Raw genomic sequence first — 24550 nt, 5'->3', positions numbered from 1 at the left:
CAATAGAAACGAGCGGCAACGCTCGTTTTTTTTCACCCGCATGAAAGCTGCCTCAATTCTGATACTTAAAATTAAAAACCGTGATTTAGATCAAAATATTTAGCAATCTCGTATTAAGCCTCCTAAGCTTTAAGTACTGGTGAGGGGGATACATATGAGATGGATTACGCTAATTCTGTGTGTTTTTTCGTTTGGGGTATTGTCGGAAACACGCAAAGATAATAATGACTTAACACAATTTGATCAGCCGTTTTTGCTTGGAGATTGGTATTTAGTCAATCCCAGTCCAGGTGAATCACCGGATGCCTTTTTGGCCATCAAGCTAACACTTCAATCTAACTATTCGTTTAGCATTGATATTCAAAAACAAGATTACAGTATTGAACATTGGGAAGGCTTGTTTACTGCTAACGACGATACCATTATTCTTGGCTTAAACTCTGATGAGCCACAAGTCTACAGTTACAGTGGTAATCACAATATGCTCAACCTTAATGGGGTTGTCTTTACCAAAGCGCTCTCTAACTCGCTTGCTGGAATTTGGTCATCGGTGAGTGTCTCGGGTGATGACAAACACGCTCAAGATATCGCTCGCATGGATCTAATTCTACAGCCGGATTTTGTGTTTACATTTCGTGTAAGTTCAAGCGAAGGTAGCGAAGCCATTCATAGCGGTGTCTACTACACCGAAGATGATCATATCGTACTTCTTTATCAAGATGGTGAACACGATGCCACATATACACTAGATCAAGATGAACTCACTTTAGAAGTTGAAGATGGTGATATGTTTGCGGTGTTAAATCGTATTCGTTAACAAAAGTTTATAAAACATTTGAGCGTCAACTCACGTTGGCGCTTTTTTTGTGTCCTGCTTTGTAAACATTGTCTGCAAACCTTTGTCTGTCGGAGTATAATCGACGAGATTCAGCAATATTTCAATATTCTGCTAACAAATAATAAAGACAAGGACTAAAGGATGACGGAGTCAGCACCTAAAGCCAAATACCGAAGTGACTATCAATCACCTTCGCACACTATCACAGATGTAAACCTCACTTTCGATCTTCACGAAACTCAAACTCGTGTTACAGCTATCTCTCAAGTTAAACAGATGGCAAATGAAACAACGTTAACGCTTGACGGCGAAGGTATTGAGTTAGTACAAATCAGTGTCAACGGACAAGTTTGGCAAGACTATGCGCAGACAGATACCGGCTTAGCGATTCATAACCTGCCGGAAGAGTTTGAACTCGCGATTGAGAATATCATTTCACCTTCAACAAATACCGCGCTAGAAGGTTTGTATATTTCAGACGGCGCTTACTGCACTCAATGTGAAGCAGAAGGTTTCCGTCGTATTACTTATTTCCCCGACAGACCAGATGTCCTGGCGAAATACACGACGAAAGTGATTGCAGATAAAGAAAGCTTCCCATACCTGCTAAGCAACGGTAATAAGATCGAGGAAGGTCAGTTAGAAAATGGCAAGCATTTTGTGACATGGGAAGATCCGCATCCGAAGCCATCTTATCTTTTTGCACTGGTTGCGGGTGACTTTGATGTATTGCGTGACAAGTACACCACGCGCTCTGGTCGCGATGTGGCATTAGAAATTTTTGTCGATAAAGGCAACTTAGATCGCGCCAACCATGCGATGGTTTCGCTTATCAACTCCATGAAATGGGATGAAGAGCGTTTTGGTCTGGAATACGATCTTGATATCTACATGATCGTTGCTGTCGATTTCTTCAACATGGGTGCGATGGAAAACAAAGGCCTAAACGTCTTTAACTCTAAGTTTGTTTTGGCTAATGACCAAACAGCGACGGATACCGATTACCTTGGTATCGAAGCAGTAATTGGTCATGAATATTTTCACAACTGGACTGGTAACCGAGTGACTTGCCGTGACTGGTTCCAACTAAGCCTGAAAGAAGGTTTGACTGTATTCCGTGATCAAGAGTTTTCGTCTGACTTAGGTTCACGTTCGGTAAATCGTATCAACAACGTACGTATCATTCGTGGCCCTCAGTTTGCCGAAGACGCGAGTCCAATGTCACACCCAATTCGTCCAGACAAAGTGATTGAAATGAATAACTTCTACACTTTAACGGTTTACGAAAAGGGCAGTGAAGTTATTCGAATGATGCATACCTTGTTGGGTGAAGATAAGTTCCAAGCGGGCATGAAACTTTACTTTGAACGTCATGATGGTACAGCAGCAACCTGTGAAAACTTTGTTGCAGCGATGGAAGATGCATCAGGTATCGATCTTAATCAGTTCCGTTTATGGTATAGCCAGTCGGGCACACCAACGGTGTCTGTTACTGAACAATATGATGAAGCTACATACACCTATACATTAAGCGTGAAGCAGACGACACCGGCAACACAAGATCAGGCAGAAAAGCAGGCACTGCACATTCCATTTGACGTAGAACTGTATGATGAACAAGGAAAAGTTTTTGAGTTACAGCGTAACGGAGTGCTTTGCGGCAATGTGCTAAACATTACCGAATCTGAGCAAAGTTTTGTGTTCGAAAATATCTCAAGCAAACCAGTTCCTTCAATGCTTCGAGAATTCTCTGCACCAGTGCGCTTGAACTTTGAGTACAGCGATGAACAGTTAGCTTTCTTGATGGTTCACGCTCGCAATGACTTTGCTAAGTGGGATGCCGGTCAAATGTTGCTGGCGAAATACATTAAGTCAAATGTAGAAGCGGTGCAAAAAGGCGCTAACGTTGAACTTCCAGAATTGGTGGTAGATGCTTTTAGAGGTGTAGTGCTAAATAGTGAACTTGAGCCAGCCTTTATTGCTGAAGCATTATCGCTACCGAGCTTCAATGAAGTGGCAGGTTGGTATGAGACAGTAGATGTTGATGCAGTGTGTGATGTACTTAAAGGGATCAAACTTGCTTTAGCATCGGAACTTCAAGATGAAATGTCTGCGCTTTACCATACACTCGCGCAAGCTGATTACACTATTGAGCACGCTGCAATTGGCAAGCGTTCGTTGCGTAATCTGTGTCTTCAATATTTGGTGAATGTACCAGAGTACGCACATCTTGCTAAAGACCAGTACCAATCGGCGAACAACATGACCGACACCATTGCTGCAATGAGCGCTGCAAACAGTGCATCACTTACATTCCGTGAAGAAATCATGTCTGACTACAGTGAAAAATGGAGTCACGATGGTTTGGTTATGGATAAGTGGTTTGCTTTGCAAGGTGCGAATCCGTCGAAAGATGCGCTGGTAAATGTCAAAGCTTGTATGTCACATAAAGCATTTAGCTTAAGTAATCCTAACCGCACTCGCAGCTTAATTGGCTCATTCCTAAACATGAACCCACGCCGTTTCCATGATAAATCGGGTAAAGGCTATCAGTTTGCTGGTGAAATTCTAACGCAACTGAATGAATCTAACCCTCAAGTGGCCTCGCGCTTAATCGACCCACTTCTAAAACTGAAGAAGTACGATAGTGAACGCCAAGCATTGATAACGCTAGAGCTCGAGAAGTTGAAAGGTCTTGATAACCTAGCTAAAGACTTGTTTGAAAAAGTCACGAAAGCGCTAGAATCTTAATCTTTAACCCATACCTGTATATTTACACAGGTATGGGTGTTTTCTTCACTTTAGATAAATTGATCGTTTTTTAATCACAAACCTATCTCCACGTCATGAAACATTACTATTTCAGTCTAAATATTAGCTATCAACAGTACGTTACACACTATACTGGTCATGCATACAGTGTTTTGGTTTATACCGATCAAGGATTGAGATTACAGCTACCAGCGACAAGATTTCGTCCATTTTTAACACAATTAGGTCTAAAAGGACGCTTCAGGTTGACAACTGACCAAAACAACAAGTTTTTACGGTTAGAATCACTGTAACTCCCGCCATTACTAGTGATATGAATAAGTGCATCAGTCACACAATCAAACATTTTCCTGTCACATACCATATTTTTTATTAACCCTTTCTCAATAAAACTTTTACAATAAAGACAAGCCTACATCCCTCATAAAAACAAAAAAGTGGAGCGTTATTATGACCACGCGCGAACCCGTTGTTCCGGTTCTACTGGAGAAAGTTTATCAACTGATTGAATCTAAAGTAGAAGGCGTCAATCAGCCATTAGTGACTAAACTTGCCAAACACATTTTTAGCAACGTTTCCCCTGACGATTTGCTACAGAGAAACGAGTCAGACCTGTATGGTGCCGCTGTCAGCCTTTGGCATCATCTCAACGAGAAAAAATACGATGAGATTTCTGTTCGAGTATTCAACCCGACGGTAAGTCGTCACGGTTGGCAGTCTACTCATACGATCGTTGAAATAGCAGTGCCAGATTCTCCATTCTTAGTCGACTCTGTAAAAATGGCACTCAATCGTGTCGATCTTACATGTCATATTATGCTGCATGGCCCAACTCAGTTTGAGAGAAATGATCAAGGCCAAATTACTTCGGTCAATGAAGGGAAAGGGCATCTTCAATCAGTCTTCCATATCGAGGTGGATAGGCTGAGTGAAAAATCAGAAATGACTGCGCTTAAAGATGAACTGATTGCCATTTTTGAAGACACCAGTTTGGTGGTCAACGAATGGGAGTCAATGTCAGATAAGCTCAAGCAAATTACGAAAGACCTAGTAAAAAACAAAAGCAAGCTGCCATTAGAAGCGGATCGTTTTGATGAGACGATTGCATACTTAGAGTGGCTGGGTGATCACAACTTCACATTCATGGGATACAAAGAATTTGATCTTATTAGTGAAGAAGGGGATTCAGTATTAAAACCAACCGACGAGTCAGGACTTGGCTTGTTCTCGAAAGCAGATCGCGTTCGCTCGGTGAAGATTTCTGAGTTTTCTGATTCGGCGCGATTAGAAGCGAAAAAGCCTTTCCTACTCATCCTGACAAAAGGTAACAAAGCAAGCCGCATTCACAGACCTGCTTATACCGACTATGTAGGCATCAAAAAATTCGACGCTAACGGCAAGGTAATTGGCGAACATCGATTTACTGGTCTTTATACCTCTGCCGTGTACAACCAGAGCGTTTCAACTATTCCACTTATCCGCGAAAAAGTAGAACGTATCTTATCGGCAAGCGGCTATCGAGATGGTTCATACTCTTACAAAGCATTGAGAAACATTCTTGAAAATTACCCACGTGATGAGCTACTTCAAGCGAAAGAAGAAGAGCTGCTTGAGATAGGTATGGGCGTAGTGCAAATGCAGGATCGTGATTTGATCCGATTGTTTGTACGTAAAGATCCGTTTGGGCGCTTTTTCAGCTGTATGGTTTACGTGAGTAAAGATCGTTACAACACACAGCTTAGAAAAGACACTCAACGGATCCTGAAAAACTATTTTGGTATTGAGCAAGAGGTTGAATTTACGACTTATTTCTCAGAGAGCCCACTGGCAAGAACCCACTATATCGTTAGGGTAGATAACAACAACATGGATGTAGATGTGAAGGCGATTGAACGAAACCTAATGGAGGTATCCGCTTCTTGGGATGACCGTTTGTCTGACGCTATCGTTGCTAACTTTGGTGAAAGTAAAGGGTTGCCGCTCGCTAAGGTGTATTCAAAAGCATTCCCGCGTTCATATAAAGAAGACATGATGCCAACATCGGCGGTGGCAGACATTGAACGTCTTGAAGCGCTAGATGAAGACAACAAATTAGGTATGCTTTTCTACCGCCCTCAAGAAGAGTCAGCCAATTCTAAGGCCGTGCGCCTTAAACTTTACCACCGTGATGAGCCAATCCATCTATCTGATGTCATGCCAATGCTGGAGAATCTTGGGTTACGAGTGATCGGTGAATCGCCATACGAGATCGTTAAAACTGACGGCGGTACATATTGGATCCTTGATTTCTCAATGCTTCATAAGAGCGACGCAGAAGTGGATCTTCGTGAAGCAAGAGATCGCTTCCAGCAAGCCTTTGCCGCAATTTGGTCTGGCGATCTTGAAAGCGATGGCTTTAACCGACTTGTGCTAGGCTCGGGTTTAACTGGTAGAGAAGTTTCTATTCTCCGTGCTTATGCTCGCTACATGCGCCAAGTTGGCTTCCCATTCAGTCAGCACTACATTGAAGATACTCTGAATCACTACCCAGAGCTGGCGAAAGATCTTGTTGAACTGTTTACCCAGCGTTTCATGCCGTCACTAAAAGGCAGTAAGAAAGGTCAACAGCGTGTGATTGAGAAAATCAATAAGCAGCTTGATAAAGTCGATAGCTTGGATGACGACCGTATTATCCGTCGTTACGTCGAAATGATTTCTGCAACACTTCGCACTAACTACTATCAGAAAGACAAAGCCGGTGAGCATAAGCCATGGCTATCGCTCAAACTAGAGCCCAAGAAAATTCCAGAAATTCCAGCACCAGTGCCAGCGTTTGAGATCTTCGTTTATGCCCCAGACATTGAAGGTGTGCATCTTCGTGGTGGCAAAGTTGCTCGTGGTGGTCTTCGCTGGTCAGATCGTCAAGAAGACTTCAGAACCGAGATTCTTGGTTTGGTGAAAGCGCAACAAGTTAAAAACACTGTCATTGTTCCAGTTGGTGCAAAAGGTGGCTTCGTTTGTAAGCGTCAGCCACAACTCTCTAGCCGAGACGAGATCTTTGCTGAAGGTCAGCGCTGTTATAAACAGTTCATTCGAGCACTATTGGATGTGTCGGACAACATCATTGAAGGGGAAGTGGTTCCACCTAAGAGTGTAGTAAGACACGATGAGGACGACCCATACTTAGTTGTTGCTGCCGACAAAGGTACTGCAACCTTCTCAGATTTAGCGAACTCAGTATCAGATGAGTATAACTTCTGGCTAGGGGATGCATTTGCTTCCGGTGGTTCAAATGGCTATGACCACAAAGCCATGGGTATTACCGCAAAAGGTGGTTGGGAGTCGGTGAAACGCCATTTCCGTGAAATGGGCATCGATTGCCAAAACCAAGACTTTACGGCCATTGGTGTTGGTGACATGGCAGGGGATGTATTTGGTAACGGGATGCTGCTTTCCAAACATATCAAGCTAAAAGCCGCCTTTAACCACATGCACATCTTTATTGATCCAAATCCGGCGTCTTCTGCGAAGAGTTGGGATGAGCGTAAGCGACTGTTTGATCTTCCACGCTCTAGTTGGGAAGACTACGATCCTAAGTTGATCTCTAAAGGTGGTGGTGTCTTTGCTCGCCGCGCTAAATCGATCACATTGACCCCAGAAATCCAAAAAATGCTAGGTACTAAGAAAGCGTCTGTTGCACCTAATGATCTTATTAAGATGATTCTGGGCATGGAAGTGGATCTGCTATGGAATGGTGGTATTGGTACTTATGTGAAGGCGAGTTCTGAAACGCACACCGATGTGGGCGACCGCGCGAATGATGTGCTGCGTATCAATGGTAGCGAGCTTAGAGCTAAAGTTGTTGGCGAAGGCGGTAACTTAGGTATGACACAGCTGGGTCGTATTGAATACGCGCTGACGGGTGGTCGCGTGAATACCGACTTTGTCGATAATGTTGGCGGTGTTGATTGCTCGGATAATGAGGTCAACATTAAGATCTTCTTGAATGGTCTTGTTTCAAATGGCGATCTAACGGTCAAGCAGCGCAACCAAATCTTGGAATCTATGGAAGATGAAGTTGGCGAGATTGTGTTGGATGATGCTTACTGCCAATCTGAATCGATTTCGGTGACAGAATTCCAAGGTGTCTCTCTGGTAAAAGAGCAGATCCGCTTTATCCATACGCTAGAGAAGGCGGGGCATTTGGATCGTGCTCTAGAATACATTCCATCGGATGAAGATCTGCTAGAGCGTGAGAAACAAGGGATTGGTATGACTCGTCCTGAGCTTTCCGTGCTGGTGGCTTACGGTAAGATGGTGCTGAAAGAGGAGTTGGTGACAGATGACATCGCGAATGACCCATATCATCAACAACAACTGACTCAGTACTTTCCATCAGAGTTACGCCGTAACTACTTAGAAAGTATGCCAAATCATCCACTGCGCGCAGAAATTATCTCAACTATGCTTGCAAATCAGATGGTTAACGAGATGGGCTGTAACTTTGTGACTCGATTGCAAGAAGAAACAGGTGCAACCGTGGTCGATATTGCGAATGCGTACGCGGCGTCTCGAGAAATCTACGGCTTTGCTTATACTTTTGAGCAAATTAGAAAGTTAGATAATGTCGCGAGCTCTGAAGCACAGTATGAATTGTTGTTTATTGTTCGCAGAACGCTGCGTAGATTGGCTCGCTGGATTCTGCGTAACCGTCCGGGTAAGCAGTCGGTAGAAGAGTTGGTTGCCCGTTATCGTGAAGACGTTATTAAGGTTGAGCAAACTCTTGAGAAATGTTTGGTGGCCGAAGAAGTTGAAGAGCATCATGAATTAGCGCAAGTATGGGTTGAGCAAGGGGTAGGTAGCGAACTTGCGAACTATGTGTCGCGTTTATCTAGCTTACTTTCTGCAGTAGATATCGCTGAAATTGCAGCTGAAGCGAGCTTTGACGTTGAACGAGCGTCGAAACTTTACTTCCACTTAGGTGATCGATTATCACTGCATTGGTTCTTGAATCAAATCAACGGCCAAGCAGTTGATAATAACTGGCAAGCATTGGCAAGAGCGGCATTCCGAGAAGATCTTGATTGGCAGCAGCGTTTGTTGACTGCTCAAGTATTGCGATGTGGTTGTGGGGGAGATTCAGAAGACGTGATACTGTCACTTGATAACTGGATGGATACCAATACACATAGCCTTCAACGTTGGGAAAATATTCTCAATGAGTTCAAAGTGGGGAATGTACACGAGTTCGCTAAGTTCTCGGTAGCACTGCGCGAACTCAGTTTGTTGAACCTGAACTGTGCAAATAATCTATAGGTTAACTGCCTGATATCAAAAGATAAGCGCTCTTAGGGGCGCTTTTTTGTATCGAGCATCAAATTTGGTGACGGTGTAACGTAAATTTGATTGAATCTTATGCGAAACGTTTGCTTTTTTTCGATAAAGACAAATCTTGATTGCATGTTTAGGCGAATCAGTAAATAATACCGCCCCGTTTACACGGGTTTTCTATCGGAGGCACAATGCTTTACCGTCTTGCCAGAACTGGCTTTTTCCAACTTGATGCCGAAAAGGCTCACGATCTCGCTATTCAAAACTTCAAGCGCTTCACCGGCACACCACTTGATCTCGCTTATCGCCAACAATTACCAAATCGACCAGTAGAATGCATGGGTTTGACGTTTAAAAACCCTGTGGGTCTAGCTGCAGGCTTAGACAAAAACGGCGAATGTATCGAAGCATTCGGCGCTATGGGCTTTGGTTTTGTTGAAGTTGGTACGGTAACACCACGCCCACAGTCAGGTAATGACAAACCACGCCTGTTCCGCTTGGTAGAAGCTGAAGGCATTATCAACCGAATGGGTTTCAATAACTTGGGCGTTGATAATCTGGTAGAGAACGTTAAGAAAGCAAAATATGACGGAATCATCGGTATCAACATTGGTAAAAATAAAGATACGCCAATCGAGAAGGGTGCTGAAGACTATATTATCTGTATGGAGAAGGTTTACGAGCACGCGGGCTACATTGCTGTAAATATCTCATCTCCTAACACTCCTGGACTTCGTAGTTTGCAATACGGTGAAGCACTGGATGAACTCCTTGCTGAGCTGAAAACAAAACAGTCAGAACTGGCTGAAAAGCATGGTAAATATGTACCTCTTGCACTGAAGATCGCGCCGGATCTAAGTGATGACGAGATTAGCCAAATCTGCGATTCATTGATCAAGAACCAAATTGACGGTGTGATCGCCACCAATACAACATTGGATCGCTCTGTCGTAGAAGGTATGAAGCACGCCAATGAGGCTGGTGGCTTGAGCGGCCGTCCAGTACAGTCTCGCAGTACAGAAGTAGTGCGCCTTCTAGCGAAAAACCTTGATGGTAAGCTTCCAATCATTGGTGTTGGTGGTATTGACTCGTACGTGTCTGCAAAAGAGAAACTGATGGCCGGTGCTTCGCTGGTGCAAGTATACTCTGGCTTTATTTACCACGGTCCAAAACTTGTTAAAGACATCGTTAAGAATCTATAAACGCTTTCATCTACCAAAGTGACTAGGTTTTAATCGAGAAAGGGGAAATTAGTTTTCCCCTTTTTTTTTTGTTTATTCGTTTTTAGAATTAGTAACAACTGACCAACAGGTAATTAAGCGTTTTACCTAACAGTCTGATTATTCTTTAAATATAGAGACGGAACGATGCTTAAACCCAGCGATACATGGATCTGGTATATGGATGAGAGTGAGAACTCTCTTATGCTGGACTTGGGAGACGATATGGTTTTTAAAACCAATCTTTCCCGTAAACTCCTTGTCGACTGCGCGATGGGTCAGAACAACTTCACTGTCGATGACGCATCCGCGTTTCAAACCTTTAAAGACCAAATTAGTGTACTTGAGCTCTCAGAGCCTAGACAGGCTGAACTAACGCTGTATTGCGTGGCAGCCAAGCGCTTTCATAAACCCGTACAACCAAAAAGCTGGTTCTTCGACCACCAAGATGGCTCTTATCAGCCAGAGGAAGGGGAACTGGTTCGATTGGTAAACTCAAATTCAGAAGGTTTCTTCATCGTTCTGGAAGTGGGAGAGAGTGCCAGTTTGTGTGCGTTAGTCGACTTAGAGTCATTCAGTTTGACAGCCAGCAAGCAAGTCACGTTTGGCCAAAGCATTAAAGTGATGCACGACCGTATGACGTGTGCACAGCAGTTTATCGCATTAAACCAGCCTATCGCTCTTGTAGGTTAGAGCGGGGCACTTAGAGCGCGTTAACGCGCCTTATAAGAAAAAGCAGTGGCAGCTTTAAACAACAATAATATGTGTTTCCTTCATTTCTCGTAGAATTTATCGGCCTGGTTGGCCGATTTTTTTTGTCTGCTATTTACCAAAAACCTACAAGTCCCCTTCAGTTTTACTCCTCAAGCGAGCTCTTTAACCATCCAAGCGGCGATGTTTTGCCGTATCTATCTTGTTGCAGAGCAAATATTTCGCTTTTTTTTACCACTAAAAGTGACGTTTTTATTTCCCTTAATAGGGGCTAATTAACTAATGAGTTCCCCATTTAGGTACTTTCTGTAACTAAATTACACGGAAAAGTGGCTGTTGGTATATACCAATCTAGCTGCGAATAAGTATTCACTATCGCGAAAGCCGTTGGTTTATGGAGAGTTAATTAAGTACAAGCTAATGTAGGGTGCCGGTATGTGTTAGGCGCTTACACCGGTTAAACCTTGTGCGAACAAACACTTTGAACGCGGGTTATTGAAGGTTTGTTTAGTGACAGGCAGTAATGTCAGGTATAATCAACACCATTTTTCACAGCCAGATGAACACTATGAACCAATATCTTGCCGTCACTTCTAACGGACTTGAAAACCTTCTCGCTCAAGAGCTTGAACAAATGGGCTTAACTTCTGTAAAGCCTGTTCAAGCAGGGGTGAAATTTAAAGCGACTAATGAGCAGATTTATCGCGCTTGTTTGTGGAGCCGCTATGCTTCTCGCTTTGTTAAAGTACTGTCGGAATTCACTTGCCAAGATGATATGGACCTTTATCTGGCTGCTTCGTCCATCAACTGGGTTAACCACTTCCACAGCACGAAGAAATTCATTGTTGATTTCAACGGTACGAACCGAGAGATCCGTAATAGCCAATATGGCGCAATGAAAGTGAAAGACGCGGTAGTGGATTGCTTTAATAAGAAGAACTTACCAAGACCAAACATCAGTAAAGATGGAGCCGATGTACGTGTGCATGTGCGTTTGCATCGTGATAAGGCTCTGATTGGTCTGGATATGGTGGGCTCTGGCTTGCATCAACGCGGCTATCGTACTGAATCTGGTCGTGCTCCTCTTCGAGAAACACTCGCAGCTGCTATTGTTGCTAGAAGTGGGTGGGAGCAAGGTAAGAACATGCTTGATCCGATGTGTGGTTCGGGTACGTTGTTGATTGAAACAGCTATGCTTGCTGCGAATATGGCACCAGGCGTCAAACGTAAGACTTGGTGTTTTGAAGCCCTAGAAGACTTCGAGCCAGAAGTTTGGGCAGAAGTGAAATCGGAAGCGAATGTACAAGCTCGTCGCGGTGTCAAAAAGACTGACAGCAGGTTTTGGGGCTTCGACAACGACCCTAGAGTCCTTCGCACAGCAAAAGAGAATGCTAAGCGTGCCGGCGTTGAAGATTTAATTACCTTTGAGCTTGGCGATGCTAGCAAAGTGACTAAGCCAGCAGAGTTTGGTGAGGGCGTGATTGTTTGTAACCCACCTTATGGTGAGCGACTAGGCACCGAGCCAGGTTTGATTGCACTGTATACTGAATTTGGTAATCAGCTTAAAACCGAGTTCGGTGGCTGCCAGGCATCGATTTTCTCAAGTTCAGATGACTTACTAAGTTGCTTACGCATGCGTGCTGATAAGCAATTTAAGTTGAATAACGGTGCGTTACAGTGTCACCAAAAAAATTACTCGATTTCAGCGCGCAGTGCAGAGCAGATTGCTGGCAATAATGACCTTCAAGTGATTGCACCAGATTTCTCAAACCGTCTGAAAAAGAATATGGCCAAAATCGGCAAGTGGGCTAAGAAAGAAGGATTAGACTGCTACCGTATTTACGATGCTGATTTACCAGAGTACAACGTTGCGGTTGATGTTTATCAAGATTCTTTGGTTATTCAAGAATACGCGGCGCCGAAGAGTATTCCAGAAGAGACAGCAAAGCGTCGCCTGACAGATATTATCCGTGCTTCGATTAAAGTAACTGGTGTTGACACCAACAACGTTGTTTTGAAAACTCGCGAGAAGAAGAAAGGCAGCTCACAATACAACAAGCTTGCTCAAAAGTCGTCAACCATGAAAGTTCATGAGTACGGTGCGCAGTTGATCGTAAACTTGCATGACTACCTAGATACTGGCCTGTTCCTCGATCATAAAATCACTCGTCGTAAACTGGGTGAATTGGCGCAAGGCAGAGATTTCTTGAACCTGTTTGCATACACAGGTTCTGCGACTGTTCATGCTGCGCTTGGTGGAGCAAAGTCTACGACCACGGTTGATATGTCTAATACATACTTAGAGTGGGCGAAAGAGAACATGAAGCTGAATGGTCAAGTAGGTCGTCAGCACCAATACATTCAAGCAGATTGCTTACAATGGCTTGCGAAAGCAAACGGCAGTTACGACCTTATCTTTATCGATCCTCCTACGTTTTCAAATTCTAAGCGTATGGAGCAATCGTTCGACGTGCAACGTGACCATGTCACTTTAATGCGTGATTTGAAACGTCTACTAAGTGCAGAAGGTACTATCGTATTCTCAAACAACAAACGCCACTTCAAAATGGATTTGGAAGCGTTGGAAGAGATCGGCTTAACTGCGAAAAACATTTCTGATAAGACCTTGCCCCTCGACTTTGCTCGTAACAAGCATATTCATAACTGCTGGGTTATCTCTCACAAAAGTTAAGACGGAACATGACAAAGGAACTGACATTATACAGCTCTGAAGGTTGCCATCTCTGTGAGATGGCCCTTGAGCTAATCAAACAAGTAGGGCTTGGGGAACAGGTAGAGATTGTCGATATTGCTTTCGACGATGAGCTGTTTTCTCGTTACGGCGTCACTATTCCAGTAGTCAAAGTGGATGAATCTGAGATCAACTGGCCCTTCGATATCTTACAACTTCAACAATGGTTAACAGTCAATGGCATTACTTACCATCCATAATGGACAACTTGCATTTGGTGATCATCCGCTTCTAGATAAGACGGACTTTGCGCTTCAAGAGAACGAACGCGTGTGTCTGGTTGGTCGAAACGGTGCTGGCAAGTCAACGTTAATGAAAGTATTGGCAGGCGACATCATTATGGATGATGGCAAACTGCAAATTACTCAAGATGTTGTAGTATCTCGTCTAGAACAAGATCCTCCTCGCGACCAAGCTGGAACGGTCGAAGACTATGTCGCTGAAGGCTTGGCAGAGATCGGTGAGCAGCTAAAGCAATATCACGCTTTACTTGAGCTGGTGGCTCAAGACCCAAGTGAATCTCATATTAATCGCTTAGCCAAAGTTCAAGAAAACCTCGAAGTTTCCGGCGCATGGCGTTTTGAAGACCGCATTAAGAACATTCTTGGTGCGCTCAAGCTTGACGGTGCTACGCTACTTAGCGATTTGTCTGGTGGTTGGCAGCGCAAAGCGGCATTAGCTAGAGCGCTGGTGTGCGATCCTGATGTCTTATTACTCGATGAGCCAACCAACCATTTGGATGTGACAACCATTGAGTGGTTGGAGACGTTCTTAAAAGACTTCCGTGGTTCTATCATCTTTATTTCTCACGACCGCGCTTTTATTCGCTCTATGGCGACACGCATTGTCGATCTAGATCGAGGCCAACTTGTCTCTTTCCCTGGCGACTACGAAAAATACCTAGTCGAAAAAGAAGAGGCGCTACGTGTTGAAGAAATGCAAAATGCAGAGTTCGACAAAAAGCTCGCGCAAGAAGAAGTTTGGATAAGACAGGGCATCAAAGCACGAAGAACTCGCAACGAAGGTCGTGTCCGTGCGCTGAAAAAACTTCGAGACGAACGTAAAGGCCGCAGAGACGTTCAAGGCAAAGTGAACCTCAAGCTCGACGACACCGCGCGTTCTGGCAAGATTGTGTTTGAAGCTGACAATCTGAACTACGAGATTGAAGGCAAAACCATCATCAATAACTTTTCTTTCAATATCCAACGTGGTGATCGTATTGCGCTAATTGGTCCTAACGGATGTGGTAAGAGTACGTTGATCAAGCTGTTACTCGATGAGCTTACACCTACGTCAGGTAAGCTTAAGTGTGGTACCAAGCTTGAAGTCGCTTATTTTGACCAGTACCGCGAAGCATTAGATCCAGAAAAGAGCGTTATTGATAACCTTGCCGATGGTAAACAGGAAGTGATGGTTGGCGGACGTGAGCGTCATGCGCTAAGTTATCTTCAAGACTTTTTGTTTGCACCAAAACGCGCGAGAACCCCAGTGAAAGCACTGTCGGGTGGTGAGAAGAACCGCTTGTTGTTGGCTCGTATTTTCCTGAAGTCTAATAACCTACTGGTACTCGATGAACCAACCAACGATTTGGACATTGAAACCTTAGAATTATTAGAAGAGTTACTAGGAAATTATCAAGGCACACTGCTTTTAGTGAGCCATGACCGTCAGTTTGTTGATAATACTGTGACCGCTAGCTGGATTTTTGAAGGAAATGGGGTTATCGAAGAGTTCGTTGGTGGTTATCATGATGCTCAGCAGCAGAGACAGCAGGTGTTGGACGCACGTAAAGCGTACGAGCCAGTAAAAGAGAATAAAAAACAGCCAGTTGAACAAAATAACAAGACACAAGCAGTGAACTCTAAACCTAAGAAGCTGTCCTATAAGCTACAGAGGGAATTAGAAGCGCTACCAGCTCTGTTGGAGCAACTGGAGCAAGAGATTGAACAACTACAGGAAATGGTGAATGACCCTACGTTTTTCGCCAAGCCAGTAGAAGAGACACAACCCATTTTAGATAGTTTAGCTGCAAAAGAGCAGGAGCTAGACGTTGCTTTTGAGCGATGGGAAGAGCTAGAAGCAATGCAACAGGAAAGTTAGTTTTGATGAGTCGTAATAATTTTAAGTTTTCATTGATTGCTGCAAGTGTACTTGCAGCGACATCGAGCCATGCTGCTTTATATAAAGTGGTTGAGGTCGATCCTACTGGAAGTATCAAGTCTACCGGTGTATTTGTTGAAGCCAACGGAAGTGTGGTCACTGAGTTTTATGGTAGTGCGATAGAAAAGGCTGATGCGAGCAACCCAATGGGGTGTTTTGCCGAAGGGACAACATGTAGCGAGTATCGTTTGTATGGTGATTCTCGAAATGGTTCTGAAGGCCATTCGTATCGTCAAGAGATCCCATTTAACTACGATTCGTCATTCTTCTATACCGACTGGAACCGTAACCGCGATTATTGCCGTTCTGAATTAGGTTATCAAACCTGTGATCCAGGTTGGACTGATAAAATGTGGTACAGCTTTAGCGATGTTGGCGGTCTTCTACGTGAGCGTGACGCGTTTTATAACTCGTCGCAAACGGGCTGGAACAATATTGCCGGTGAAGACAACTACTTCTCTAATGCTCATGGCTTTAGTGAAACCACGCCAGCGTCTAATCCGGATCAAGCATCTACTGCTACGCGAATGGGCGTAACGCCAACTTCAGACTATAAACCGGGCGGTGTAGCGACACCAGATACCAACTCAGAAAACGTCGTTATCAATAGCCTGACGTCTGATCAAGGTATGGCTATTGGTAACACCAGCTCGGGTTACTACCGTATCAATGCTTCTGATGGTGCGAAAGGCAACTTAGCAACGGCTTACCGTCATCGTGGTTTTGTGCAGAATGGCGATACTACGGAAATGTTGCTGCCATTCTTGGTAGAGTCACCAAACAGCGATCAGCGAATTACCAACCAAATGGGTCGCACTATGGGTTGGAGCAGTTTCAATTATGGTGGCAAAGAGTACATCGTAGGCAGTGCTGCTGTCGCTCCGTTTGACTACAACGACGATAATAAGAACTGGAATGGTGACCTGAATAATTGCTTGATCGAAGATCCGGCATCGCGATCTGATTGCCAGAATTTTGCTTTTGCGACTAAAACTGCTGTATGGGACTCAACCAATTTTGTAGCGGGCGCTTCAATCGTGTCTGATTGGCAAAATGGTGTACCAACCAACAACGATAAAAAAGCGTCACAGGGCAGTGCTCGTGGTGCTGTTATTGCTGCGCAAGATAGCGCTTCGGATAACCCGCGCAATGGAAAACCATTCCTTGTGGGTCTCAACACAACCGGTGATGGCTCAAATAGTTTCCTTCAAGCAACGGTATTTGTTCCTTCAACGACATTTGATCCAAGTGCGATCGACACATCACGCCAGTGGTCTCCAGTGACTGTAGAGAACGCCCGAATCAAGTCAGGTGATGACTTTATTTATAGCAACTCATACGCGACTGACATCAACAAAAACCTCGTGTTCTTGGGTGCGTCTAAGCGACGCGGTGATAAGCGAGAAAATGGTGCGGCGGCAAACCGTATGTTCTTGGGTCAAGTGAGCCTAAACAATGATGCGAATGGCAGTTTCTCTACACCATCTGCGCGTTATTTTGACGAACTTAATGGCAACAGCGGTATCTTCTTCCGTGGTGTAGGTGGTGAGCCTGGTGCAATTAACAACTACAACGAAATTGTTGGTGCAGTTGATGCTGAGCAATCAACAGAGTATTTTGGTAAAAAACGACGCCAACGCGGCTTTATTTACCCTTATAACACTACCGGAACGGATGCTGAGCGTTTGGCGGTTTTCCAGGGCAAACCATGGCTACTGGACGATCTAACCAATGGCGGTAGCTACAATACGCAAAATAACCAATACCGTATTGTTGATGCAGCTGATATCAACGACGATGGCGTTATAGCGGCAACCGCGCTTAAATGTGATGGCGGCTATGACACCACCAGTCATAACTCCTATTGTGGCAACGGCCAAAAGAAAGAGAAACTCGTCGCAGTTAAGTTGATCCCGATCGCAAATGCAGATGATCGAGCTATTCAAACACGTAGCGTTGAAGCACCACCAGTTAAACGTAGTGGTGGTAGCCTCGGCTGGATGGCTTTGATTATGCTTGGATTCTTTGGGTTACGCCGTAACAAGTAGTCACAAGTGACAAAAATCCCAGCTTCACAATAGTGAAACTGGGATTTTTTGTGTCTTGAGATCGGGCCAAAAATGAGCAATTATTAAAGAGGAGTCACAAAAGCTCCATAAATCTTTAATGATAGAAAGTCGGGAAACCGATTTTGTATAGCGAGGACCGTACTATGAAGAGACAAAAGCGTGATCGTCTAGAACGAGCTCAATCACAGGGTTACAAAGCTGGATTGAATGGGCGATCGATGGAAGCCTGTCCCTATCAACAAATGGATGCAAAGTCTTATTGGCTTGGCGGTTGGCGTGACGCGAGAGATGATAAACAATCAGGACTCTTCAAGTAGTCGGGAGCGAAATTGAAGTAACAAAGGCCTCAAGAGAGGCCTTTATAATGCGCACCTAGTGCACTATAACTAAATTTATATGCTAAAAATAAACGACTCCGGAAAGTCGTTTATTTACAAAATAGCTTAGAAAGCAGAGGTGTCTTTAAATAGACCTACTTTAAGATCTTTCGCTACGTAGATCTCTTTACCATCTACCAATACGCGACCATCAGCAATGCCCATAACTAGCTTGCGGTTTACAACACGCTTCATGTGAAGTTCGTAGGTTACTTTCTTAGCAGTAGGTAGTACTTGACCGGTAAACTTCAGCTCACCTACACCTAGTGCACGACCTTTGCCTTCACCACCAATCCAGCCAAGGTAGAAACCAACAAGCTGCCACATAGCATCCAAACCAAGACAACCTGGCATTACTGGGTCACCGATAAAGTGGCAGTCGAAGAACCATAGATCAGGAGTAATATCCAGTTCAGCAACGATCAAACCTTTGCCAAAGTCACCTTCAGTTTCGGACATTTTTGCTACGCGGTCCATCATCAGCATGTTTGGTGCTGGAAGTTGAGGGTAGCCCTCGCCAAATAGTTCTCCGCGACTAGAGGCTAGAAGGTCTTCACGGCTATAAGATTCACGTCTGTTTTGCATTATTTATTACTCCAAATTTGCGTTAGGCCATCTTAGTGAACAGGTGTACGCTAGACAAGTCCGACCACGACTAGACAAACCAGTTTTTAATCCGTGTCACAAATGACTCTGGTATTTCATGTTTTTCAAAGTTTTCAATACGTTCGGCAATCTTGCCGATCACACTATCTTCGGTGTCACTTTTGAAAGGTTGACCCAATAGAAGCGGAATCACTTCGTCTACGTGAGTCACAGACCAAATGTGAAATTCTTCATTTTTGATGCTTTCAACGAGCTCTTTATTCAATGCCAGGTGCTGAACATTGGTTTTAGGCAAAATGACGCCTTGCTTGCCTGTTAAACCTTGGTGTTTACATACGTTATAGAAGCCTTCCACTTTCTCATTTAAACCACCTACAGCTTGAACGCGGCCAAATTGGTCGACAGCACCTGTAACCGCAATTTGTTGGTCAATTGGATAGCCAGATAGCGCACTCACTAAAGAACATAACTCTGCTAATGAAGCGCTATCACCGTCGACTTCACAATAAGACTGCTCAAACACAATAGACGCGGAATATGGTAGTGGGGCATCGAGGTCGAGTTCGGAAGACACAAATGCTTGCATGATCATCATGCCTTTGGCGTGAATGTTGCCACCGAGGTCAACTTTTCGCTCGACGTCTGATACATCGCCGTCACCAAAGTGCACCACACACGAGATACGAGCAGGCTCACCATAACTGATAGGGTGTCCTGGAATATCAATGACCGTTAAACCGTTTACTTGACCAACTTGTTTTCCTTGAGTTTCAATGACGACTTGGCCTTCCAAGATATCATCGATAGCCCGTTCCGGCAGATAAGACTCGCGGTTACGCTTCGCCTCGATTGCCGCTTCTATATGTTCAGAAGATATCGTTGAATTGTGACTGTACGATGATGCTTCACAAAGCATAGCTTTATGCCAATCAACCGAAAGTGGCCAGTATTGTTTGTCTTCTGTTTCGCGCGCGCCGGCTTGAAGCAGCTTTAAGTAGCCCGAACGATCAAGTTGCTTATCTGATAGAAATTGCGACATCATCGAGTTTACAAACGATAAATATTGCTTGGCTGTTGCAGGCGTCACTTTCAAATCGTTCTCTATTTCAGTGTACTGCATAAAGCCGGATCGAAAGTCACTGTCGATAAAGTCTAGATCTGACAACTGTTCTCGATCACCAATAACGATAAGCTTAAAGTTTGATGAAAAACTAGGTGGTGTTAGCGCGGCAGTTTTGGTGTCAACCGATACACCATTGAGTTTTGCACCTTGCAATAACGCTTTCAAATTTGTCCAAACACCAAGACTTGCTAGTGCAGTTTGCGTCGATGAAATGAGAAAACCACCATTAGCTTGTGATACTAGACCTTGAGCAACAACAGGTTCGTTTTGCGATGTTTGGTATCGGTCAAACAACAAGCTTGGGTCAGCATCTTTACTGACGACAGTTTTGTGACCTAGTGCTTCAATATGATCGCTGACGAGCTGTCGATGAAACAAGTTGTCGCCATCTTTAATGATCAGTACTTTTGAAGGACACGCATCAGAGACGAAAAACGACAGTGCGGCTTTAAGGCGAGGCTGCAGCTCAATAGCGTCTAATGGGGCGAGAGTAGGTGCGTTATCGAGTAGATCGGCGAAATCGTTGTAAAGGGGGCAGACTTGTTGCCAAGGGACTTGATTCATTGGGTCGTAACTTAAGTTTAATTTGCACGAAGTATACAATGAATCGCCACTCAACGTTAGCTTTTCAACTGTTCATATAGCGAGCAAAATCCCATTAACTGAGCATTGTTATTGAGAAGTTTGGAATCTTGGGTTACGCTGTCACTGTAAACAGAGTAGGGATGCAAACCAATGAAATACCAACAACTTGAAAACTTAGAATGTGGTTGGAAGTGGCAGTATTTAACAAAGAAGTGGCGTGAAGGCGATAATATTACGCGTTACATTGATGCCAGTGAGATCGAACAGGCAGTATCAAAGCTAAAGCAGCTAGAGCATGAACCTACTCTGGTTATTGAGTGGATCGATGAACATATGTCAGTTGAGCTCGACAATAAGCTTAAACAAGCGATTAGGGCTAAGCGTAAGCGCCATTACAATGCCGAGCAAATTCACACCAAAAAGAAGTCCATTGATTTGGACTTTCGCGTTTGGGAAAAATTATCTCATCGCGCAAGCGATCTCGGTTGTACGCTCTCTGAAGCCATCGAGTATTTGTTAAGTGAAGCGTCTCGGAGCGAGAAAGCCACGCAGAAAGTAAGCAGTTTGAAAGAGGACTTAAGTAAGCTATTAGGTGACGAAGGGAGGTAGTCGCTATGTTGTATGTCGTATTGCTTGGGGCGATCGTTGTATTTTGGCTAGTCGCCATTGATCGACCTTCTTTAGTTGTGCAAATGAAAGAAGGTGCAATCACTAAAACTAAAGGCCATTTGCCACCAACGTTTAAACACAATCTTAAAGATATTGTAGAACGAGATAAAACGACGGGAGACCTTAAGGTATACCAAACCCGTAGCGGTATGAAGCTCAAGTTTAGCAAGACAATTTCTAAGAGCATACAGCAAAGAATACGAAACATTTTTCCTCATCAAAGCTTCAAATCTAAAGGCAAGAAAAAGAGCCGTTAAGTATCGATATAAAAGGGTATTTCTGCCCTTTTATATCGTAATCTAATGCACTATAACTAACGGATTTGATAGCTAATAATTAAGCTTTGGCCGCAATTTCTCGCTCGTCCCAAATTTTCATTAACGTTCTACGCGATTCAGAATCGAGCATTTGGATCCTTCTACATGTCCAGTTCTCTGCAATATAGTCCGCCATTTCTAACGATACAGGGTTGTTATCCGTTAGGTAAGTCCCTAGCGCCGATTCTGCTTCTATTAAAGATAGACCCTCTACATCCCAGTTTTGGATACGAACGTAGCTGTTTTTGAACCATTCAATTGGAAGTGACATAGAAATCTCCTTTTCTAATATCTAATCATTATTTTTAAGACACTGTGTCTTTGCGTTGAATCTAGAATTGAATATTTGGATGGTTTTGTAAAGAGCAGGGTGAAATAAACTTAATAAAAATTTCTAAATATAATTTAGAGTTTATCTAGTGAATGGTTATTTCTATGCAATTTACGCTAGTGATAGGTTGCCTTATCTTATGTTTGTTTCATATACGCATGCTTTATAGGTGATAAATCCCCGTATTTAAAGGGTTTGTGTTGGTGGTTTCTAATATTCATCGTAATTCTTTCGTTGGTTATACGACGTCGTCTCGTAAATATATATAATGCAAACCTATATTGGCTAATTCATAAGTTTTGATTTGATTATGTTGGTGGTAAATTGTTTGGGTGGCGCCTATATAGTGGGTCTATATGTTGTATTTTGATGGTTAATGCCTTTGTATTGAATTCGCTTTTCAATTGCTGTTTGTTTATTTGGGCTAGTAATAATCTGATTCATTAGCTGTGGGATATACGTGAGTAAAGAGCTTTTTATCTACATTCGAGCATCAGTCTATGAGGGAACGATAACGTGCATAGACATAGGTACTTAGACAGAGGTGTGGTTGTTTAGGTTTGTATTAGTCGCACCAAAGACAGCCGTTATTAAAGGGAGCCACTGGGTAGATAGACTAGTGATTCACAATCAGCAGTTTTTCAGGACTCGTATCAATAGCGGTGCCGTGCTATCAGTAAAGCGCTTAGCGTGAGCCAAGAAAAGCCGCGTTTTGTTAACGAAGCCATAAAGTATGAAACGGTTTAAGTGAACCGAAAAACTCCCGACGAATTACGACGGCAAAAGTCGCAAATTGCCGAACAGTGCATAATGTACAGTGGATGTGGTAATCAATGGCTCATAGTAATGATTTAAGGCCAACAGGCTTGGGCGAACATAGCAAAAAAGTTTGAGAGCCTTGGAATCTCGCGATTTTCCATGGCGTTAGCGAGCGTTGGCTTGGTCGGATTCGGCTCTGTAGAACCTATATCCATGTTAATTCAAGTTTAAAATGTCCTGTTTTTCTCCCAGATTAAAATGTCCTTGTTAGCGAATGATAGTGAAGGGCGGTTAGGTTTTACTGTTTGAAGCTTTAAATGTGTCAGGCTCTGTGAGTATAGGGTTGATGGCTCGAAGTTGCTCTTTCAGTGCCCGTTGTTGGGCTCGTCGTTTCGGGGCGCTTTTGCTTCGAGAGCGTCGTTGCTGTGCTTCAAATTCCTCTTGTTTTTGCTGGGCAAACTTCAAGACTTGACCGAGGCGCTTGTTGTCTACGATTTGGGTTTGCTGAACTTGTTCTAGCTTGTCGAAGGTTTTGAAGTTGAGTTTTCGATGACCATAAGCAATGGCAATCTCGCCATTTGGGTAATCTAAGATCTTCACGTTTTCGTGTACCAACCGGCTATTTTCTTCCGTTGGTTCAATAAGATAAACCACTTTATCATATTGAAATGTGAGCGATTTTGAGAGCTTACGGGTTTCTTGCCAACTGAAGATATCGTCCAGCTCCTGCTTTGATTCGCGCACTTTTCGGTGCATGTCTTTGGGAAGTTTTGCGGGTTTGGCAAAACGGCGGTTGAAGTCGGCGATGAAGTAGGGAAGCCAAGCATTGGCGTCTTCGATGGTGTTGATGCCCTGTAAGCGCATCTCTTTTACCAGGCGGTTTTGCAGTGTCAGGTTGGCTCGTTCTACACGACCTTTAGCCTGAGAACTGTTGGCGCAGATCAGTTCAATTCCAAGTTAATTCAATACTCGGCAATATTGCGTCTGGCCAACTTGCTTGTGTTTTTCTTGATTGACTCGAAATATCGAGTGCTTATCACTGTAGAATGCCACTGGCTTACCGTGTTCGTCTACATATTCACGGGTCGCTTTCATGTAATCAAACGCTGACTCGGTTTCACTGAACCTTAAGTTCATCAAGCGACCCGTCGCATCATCGATGAAAACCAATAGGCAGCATTTGTCGCTGCGTCCTTCGAACCAGTCATGGTGCGAACCATCAATTTGAATGAGTTCGCCAAGGCAATCTCTGCGATAGCGGGTTGATAGACTTTTGGCTTGCGCTTAGAGTGTGGAGTCCATAGACCATCAGCAATCATCCATTGACGGAGCGTCTCTTTAGAAACCGTGAGGTTATGATCTTCTGAGAGTTTTTCTAGCGCAAATGTTGGTGAAAAGTCGAAGTATTGCTCACGCACGATCCTTAATACTGCAGCTCGAAGACGATCATCATAACGGTGGTTGCTTGGACGGCCTCGAGCTGCATGTGCCAAGCTCTGAGCACCATAAGTTGCCAGTTGGTTTAGTAAGCGTCTGACATGTCGAGTAGAGATATTCAAAATATCAGCAGCATCGATTTGTCGTAAGCGTTTTTCTCGCACATCAGTCAGGACTTTGAATCGATTAATCTCGTGATCACTCATAGCAATTAACATCAGTTTAGGTCCTCATAAGCCAACGATGATTAAAGCTTAGGAGGACATTTTAAAGTTGCTCAAACCGGACATTACTATATTGCTCTTACAATCGCAGTGCGTATTATCTATCTTATGTTAAATTACATATACGTGAGCTTGAATTCTTCTATGTAAAGCTGCTCTACCTTCATCAGATGTACCGTATTTAACGATAATGTGGATTTACCATAAAATACCTAATAATCACATTACTTAATCACAGATTAGTAATGTGATTATTAGATACAAAAAGCCCGTGCTTGTTTTCTAGCACG

At 43.7% G+C, this 24550-nt stretch carries 16 protein-coding genes and 2 pseudogenes; 14 read left to right on the top strand and 4 right to left on the bottom strand.

Annotated elements, in window-relative coordinates:
- The first annotated feature begins 154 nt into the window (after positions 1-154).
- From ACVA6Q_RS20470 to rmf, 11 genes are all read left to right on the top strand, one after another.
- Positions 155-817, top strand: a complete 663-nt coding sequence (locus ACVA6Q_RS20470) for a hypothetical protein (protein ID WP_042498773.1) — start codon at positions 155-157, stop codon at positions 815-817.
- A 162-nt stretch (positions 818-979) separates the two neighbouring features.
- The gene (pepN, locus tag ACVA6Q_RS20465) at positions 980-3589 is read left to right on the top strand and encodes an aminopeptidase N (protein WP_446648772.1); all 2610 of its coding nucleotides are present in this window, start codon (positions 980-982) and stop codon (positions 3587-3589) included.
- A gap of 95 nt (positions 3590-3684) precedes the next feature.
- On the top strand, positions 3685-3903 hold the full coding sequence (locus tag ACVA6Q_RS20460; protein ID WP_446648771.1) for a DUF2835 domain-containing protein: 219 nt from the start codon (positions 3685-3687) through the stop codon (positions 3901-3903).
- Between the two features lie 157 nt (positions 3904-4060).
- On the top strand, positions 4061-8905 hold the full coding sequence (locus ACVA6Q_RS20455; protein ID WP_446648770.1) for an NAD-glutamate dehydrogenase: 4845 nt from the start codon (positions 4061-4063) through the stop codon (positions 8903-8905).
- 206 nt (positions 8906-9111) lie between these two features.
- Complete coding sequence (gene pyrD, locus ACVA6Q_RS20450; protein WP_418642230.1) at positions 9112-10122, top strand: quinone-dependent dihydroorotate dehydrogenase; 1011 nt, start codon at positions 9112-9114, stop codon at positions 10120-10122.
- 165 nt (positions 10123-10287) lie between these two features.
- On the top strand, positions 10288-10833 hold the full coding sequence (locus tag ACVA6Q_RS20445; protein ID WP_353496159.1) for a cell division protein ZapC: 546 nt from the start codon (positions 10288-10290) through the stop codon (positions 10831-10833).
- Between the two features lie 586 nt (positions 10834-11419).
- A complete protein-coding gene (rlmKL, locus tag ACVA6Q_RS20440; RefSeq protein ID WP_446648814.1) occupies positions 11420-13543 on the top strand; it encodes a bifunctional 23S rRNA (guanine(2069)-N(7))-methyltransferase RlmK/23S rRNA (guanine(2445)-N(2))-methyltransferase RlmL in 2124 nt (707 codons plus the stop codon).
- An 8-nt stretch (positions 13544-13551) separates the two neighbouring features.
- Positions 13552-13803 (top strand): glutaredoxin family protein, encoded by a 252-nt coding sequence (locus tag ACVA6Q_RS20435; protein WP_446648769.1) that lies wholly within the window; start codon positions 13552-13554, stop codon positions 13801-13803.
- Positions 13781-15703 carry an ABC transporter ATP-binding protein gene (locus ACVA6Q_RS20430; RefSeq protein WP_446648768.1) on the top strand — a complete coding sequence of 641 codons (1923 nt, stop codon included), beginning with the start codon at positions 13781-13783 and terminating at the stop codon, positions 15701-15703. Before ACVA6Q_RS20435 ends, ACVA6Q_RS20430 begins: the two co-directional genes overlap by 23 nt.
- Before the next feature lie 5 nt (positions 15704-15708).
- On the top strand, positions 15709-17811 hold the full coding sequence (locus ACVA6Q_RS20425) for a DUF3466 family protein (protein WP_446648767.1): 2103 nt from the start codon (positions 15709-15711) through the stop codon (positions 17809-17811).
- Between the two features lie 164 nt (positions 17812-17975).
- Positions 17976-18149 (top strand): ribosome modulation factor, encoded by a 174-nt coding sequence (gene rmf / locus ACVA6Q_RS20420; RefSeq protein WP_042475718.1) that lies wholly within the window; start codon positions 17976-17978, stop codon positions 18147-18149.
- Between the two features lie 126 nt (positions 18150-18275).
- Here rmf and fabA read toward each other — a convergent pair whose 3' ends face one another.
- Entirely contained in the window at positions 18276-18794 is a 519-nt protein-coding gene (gene fabA / locus ACVA6Q_RS20415; protein ID WP_338164378.1) for a bifunctional 3-hydroxydecanoyl-ACP dehydratase/trans-2-decenoyl-ACP isomerase, read from the bottom strand.
- 70 nt (positions 18795-18864) lie between these two features.
- Positions 18865-20502 (bottom strand): S16 family serine protease, encoded by a 1638-nt coding sequence (locus tag ACVA6Q_RS20410; RefSeq protein ID WP_446648766.1) that lies wholly within the window; start codon positions 20500-20502, stop codon positions 18865-18867.
- Between the two features lie 171 nt (positions 20503-20673).
- On the opposite strand from ACVA6Q_RS20410, the gene matP reads away from it, so the two are divergent.
- On the top strand, positions 20674-21132 hold the full coding sequence (gene matP, locus ACVA6Q_RS20405) for a macrodomain Ter protein MatP (protein ID WP_446648765.1): 459 nt from the start codon (positions 20674-20676) through the stop codon (positions 21130-21132).
- A gap of 5 nt (positions 21133-21137) precedes the next feature.
- Positions 21138-21449, top strand: a complete 312-nt coding sequence (locus ACVA6Q_RS20400) for a DUF3634 family protein (protein ID WP_353496164.1) — start codon at positions 21138-21140, stop codon at positions 21447-21449.
- A 79-nt stretch (positions 21450-21528) separates the two neighbouring features.
- Here ACVA6Q_RS20400 and ACVA6Q_RS20395 read toward each other — a convergent pair whose 3' ends face one another.
- Complete coding sequence (locus ACVA6Q_RS20395; protein ID WP_353496165.1) at positions 21529-21780, bottom strand: hypothetical protein; 252 nt, start codon at positions 21778-21780, stop codon at positions 21529-21531.
- A gap of 927 nt (positions 21781-22707) precedes the next feature.
- Between ACVA6Q_RS20395 and ACVA6Q_RS20390 the strand changes: the two are divergent.
- Positions 22708-22830 (top strand): annotated as a pseudogene (locus ACVA6Q_RS20390) (hypothetical protein); the annotation flags it as partial.
- Positions 22831-22890: 60 nt separating this feature from the next.
- Here ACVA6Q_RS20390 and ACVA6Q_RS20385 read toward each other — a convergent pair.
- A pseudogene (locus tag ACVA6Q_RS20385) lies at positions 22891-24242 on the bottom strand (ISNCY family transposase).
- Positions 24243-24550: the final 308 nt, after the last annotated feature.

The sequence above is a fragment of the Vibrio sp. DNB22_10_4 genome (genome assembly GCF_052879755.1).
The sequence above is the reverse complement of the archived record's forward strand: the minus strand, read 5'-3'. Positions and strand labels throughout refer to the sequence as shown.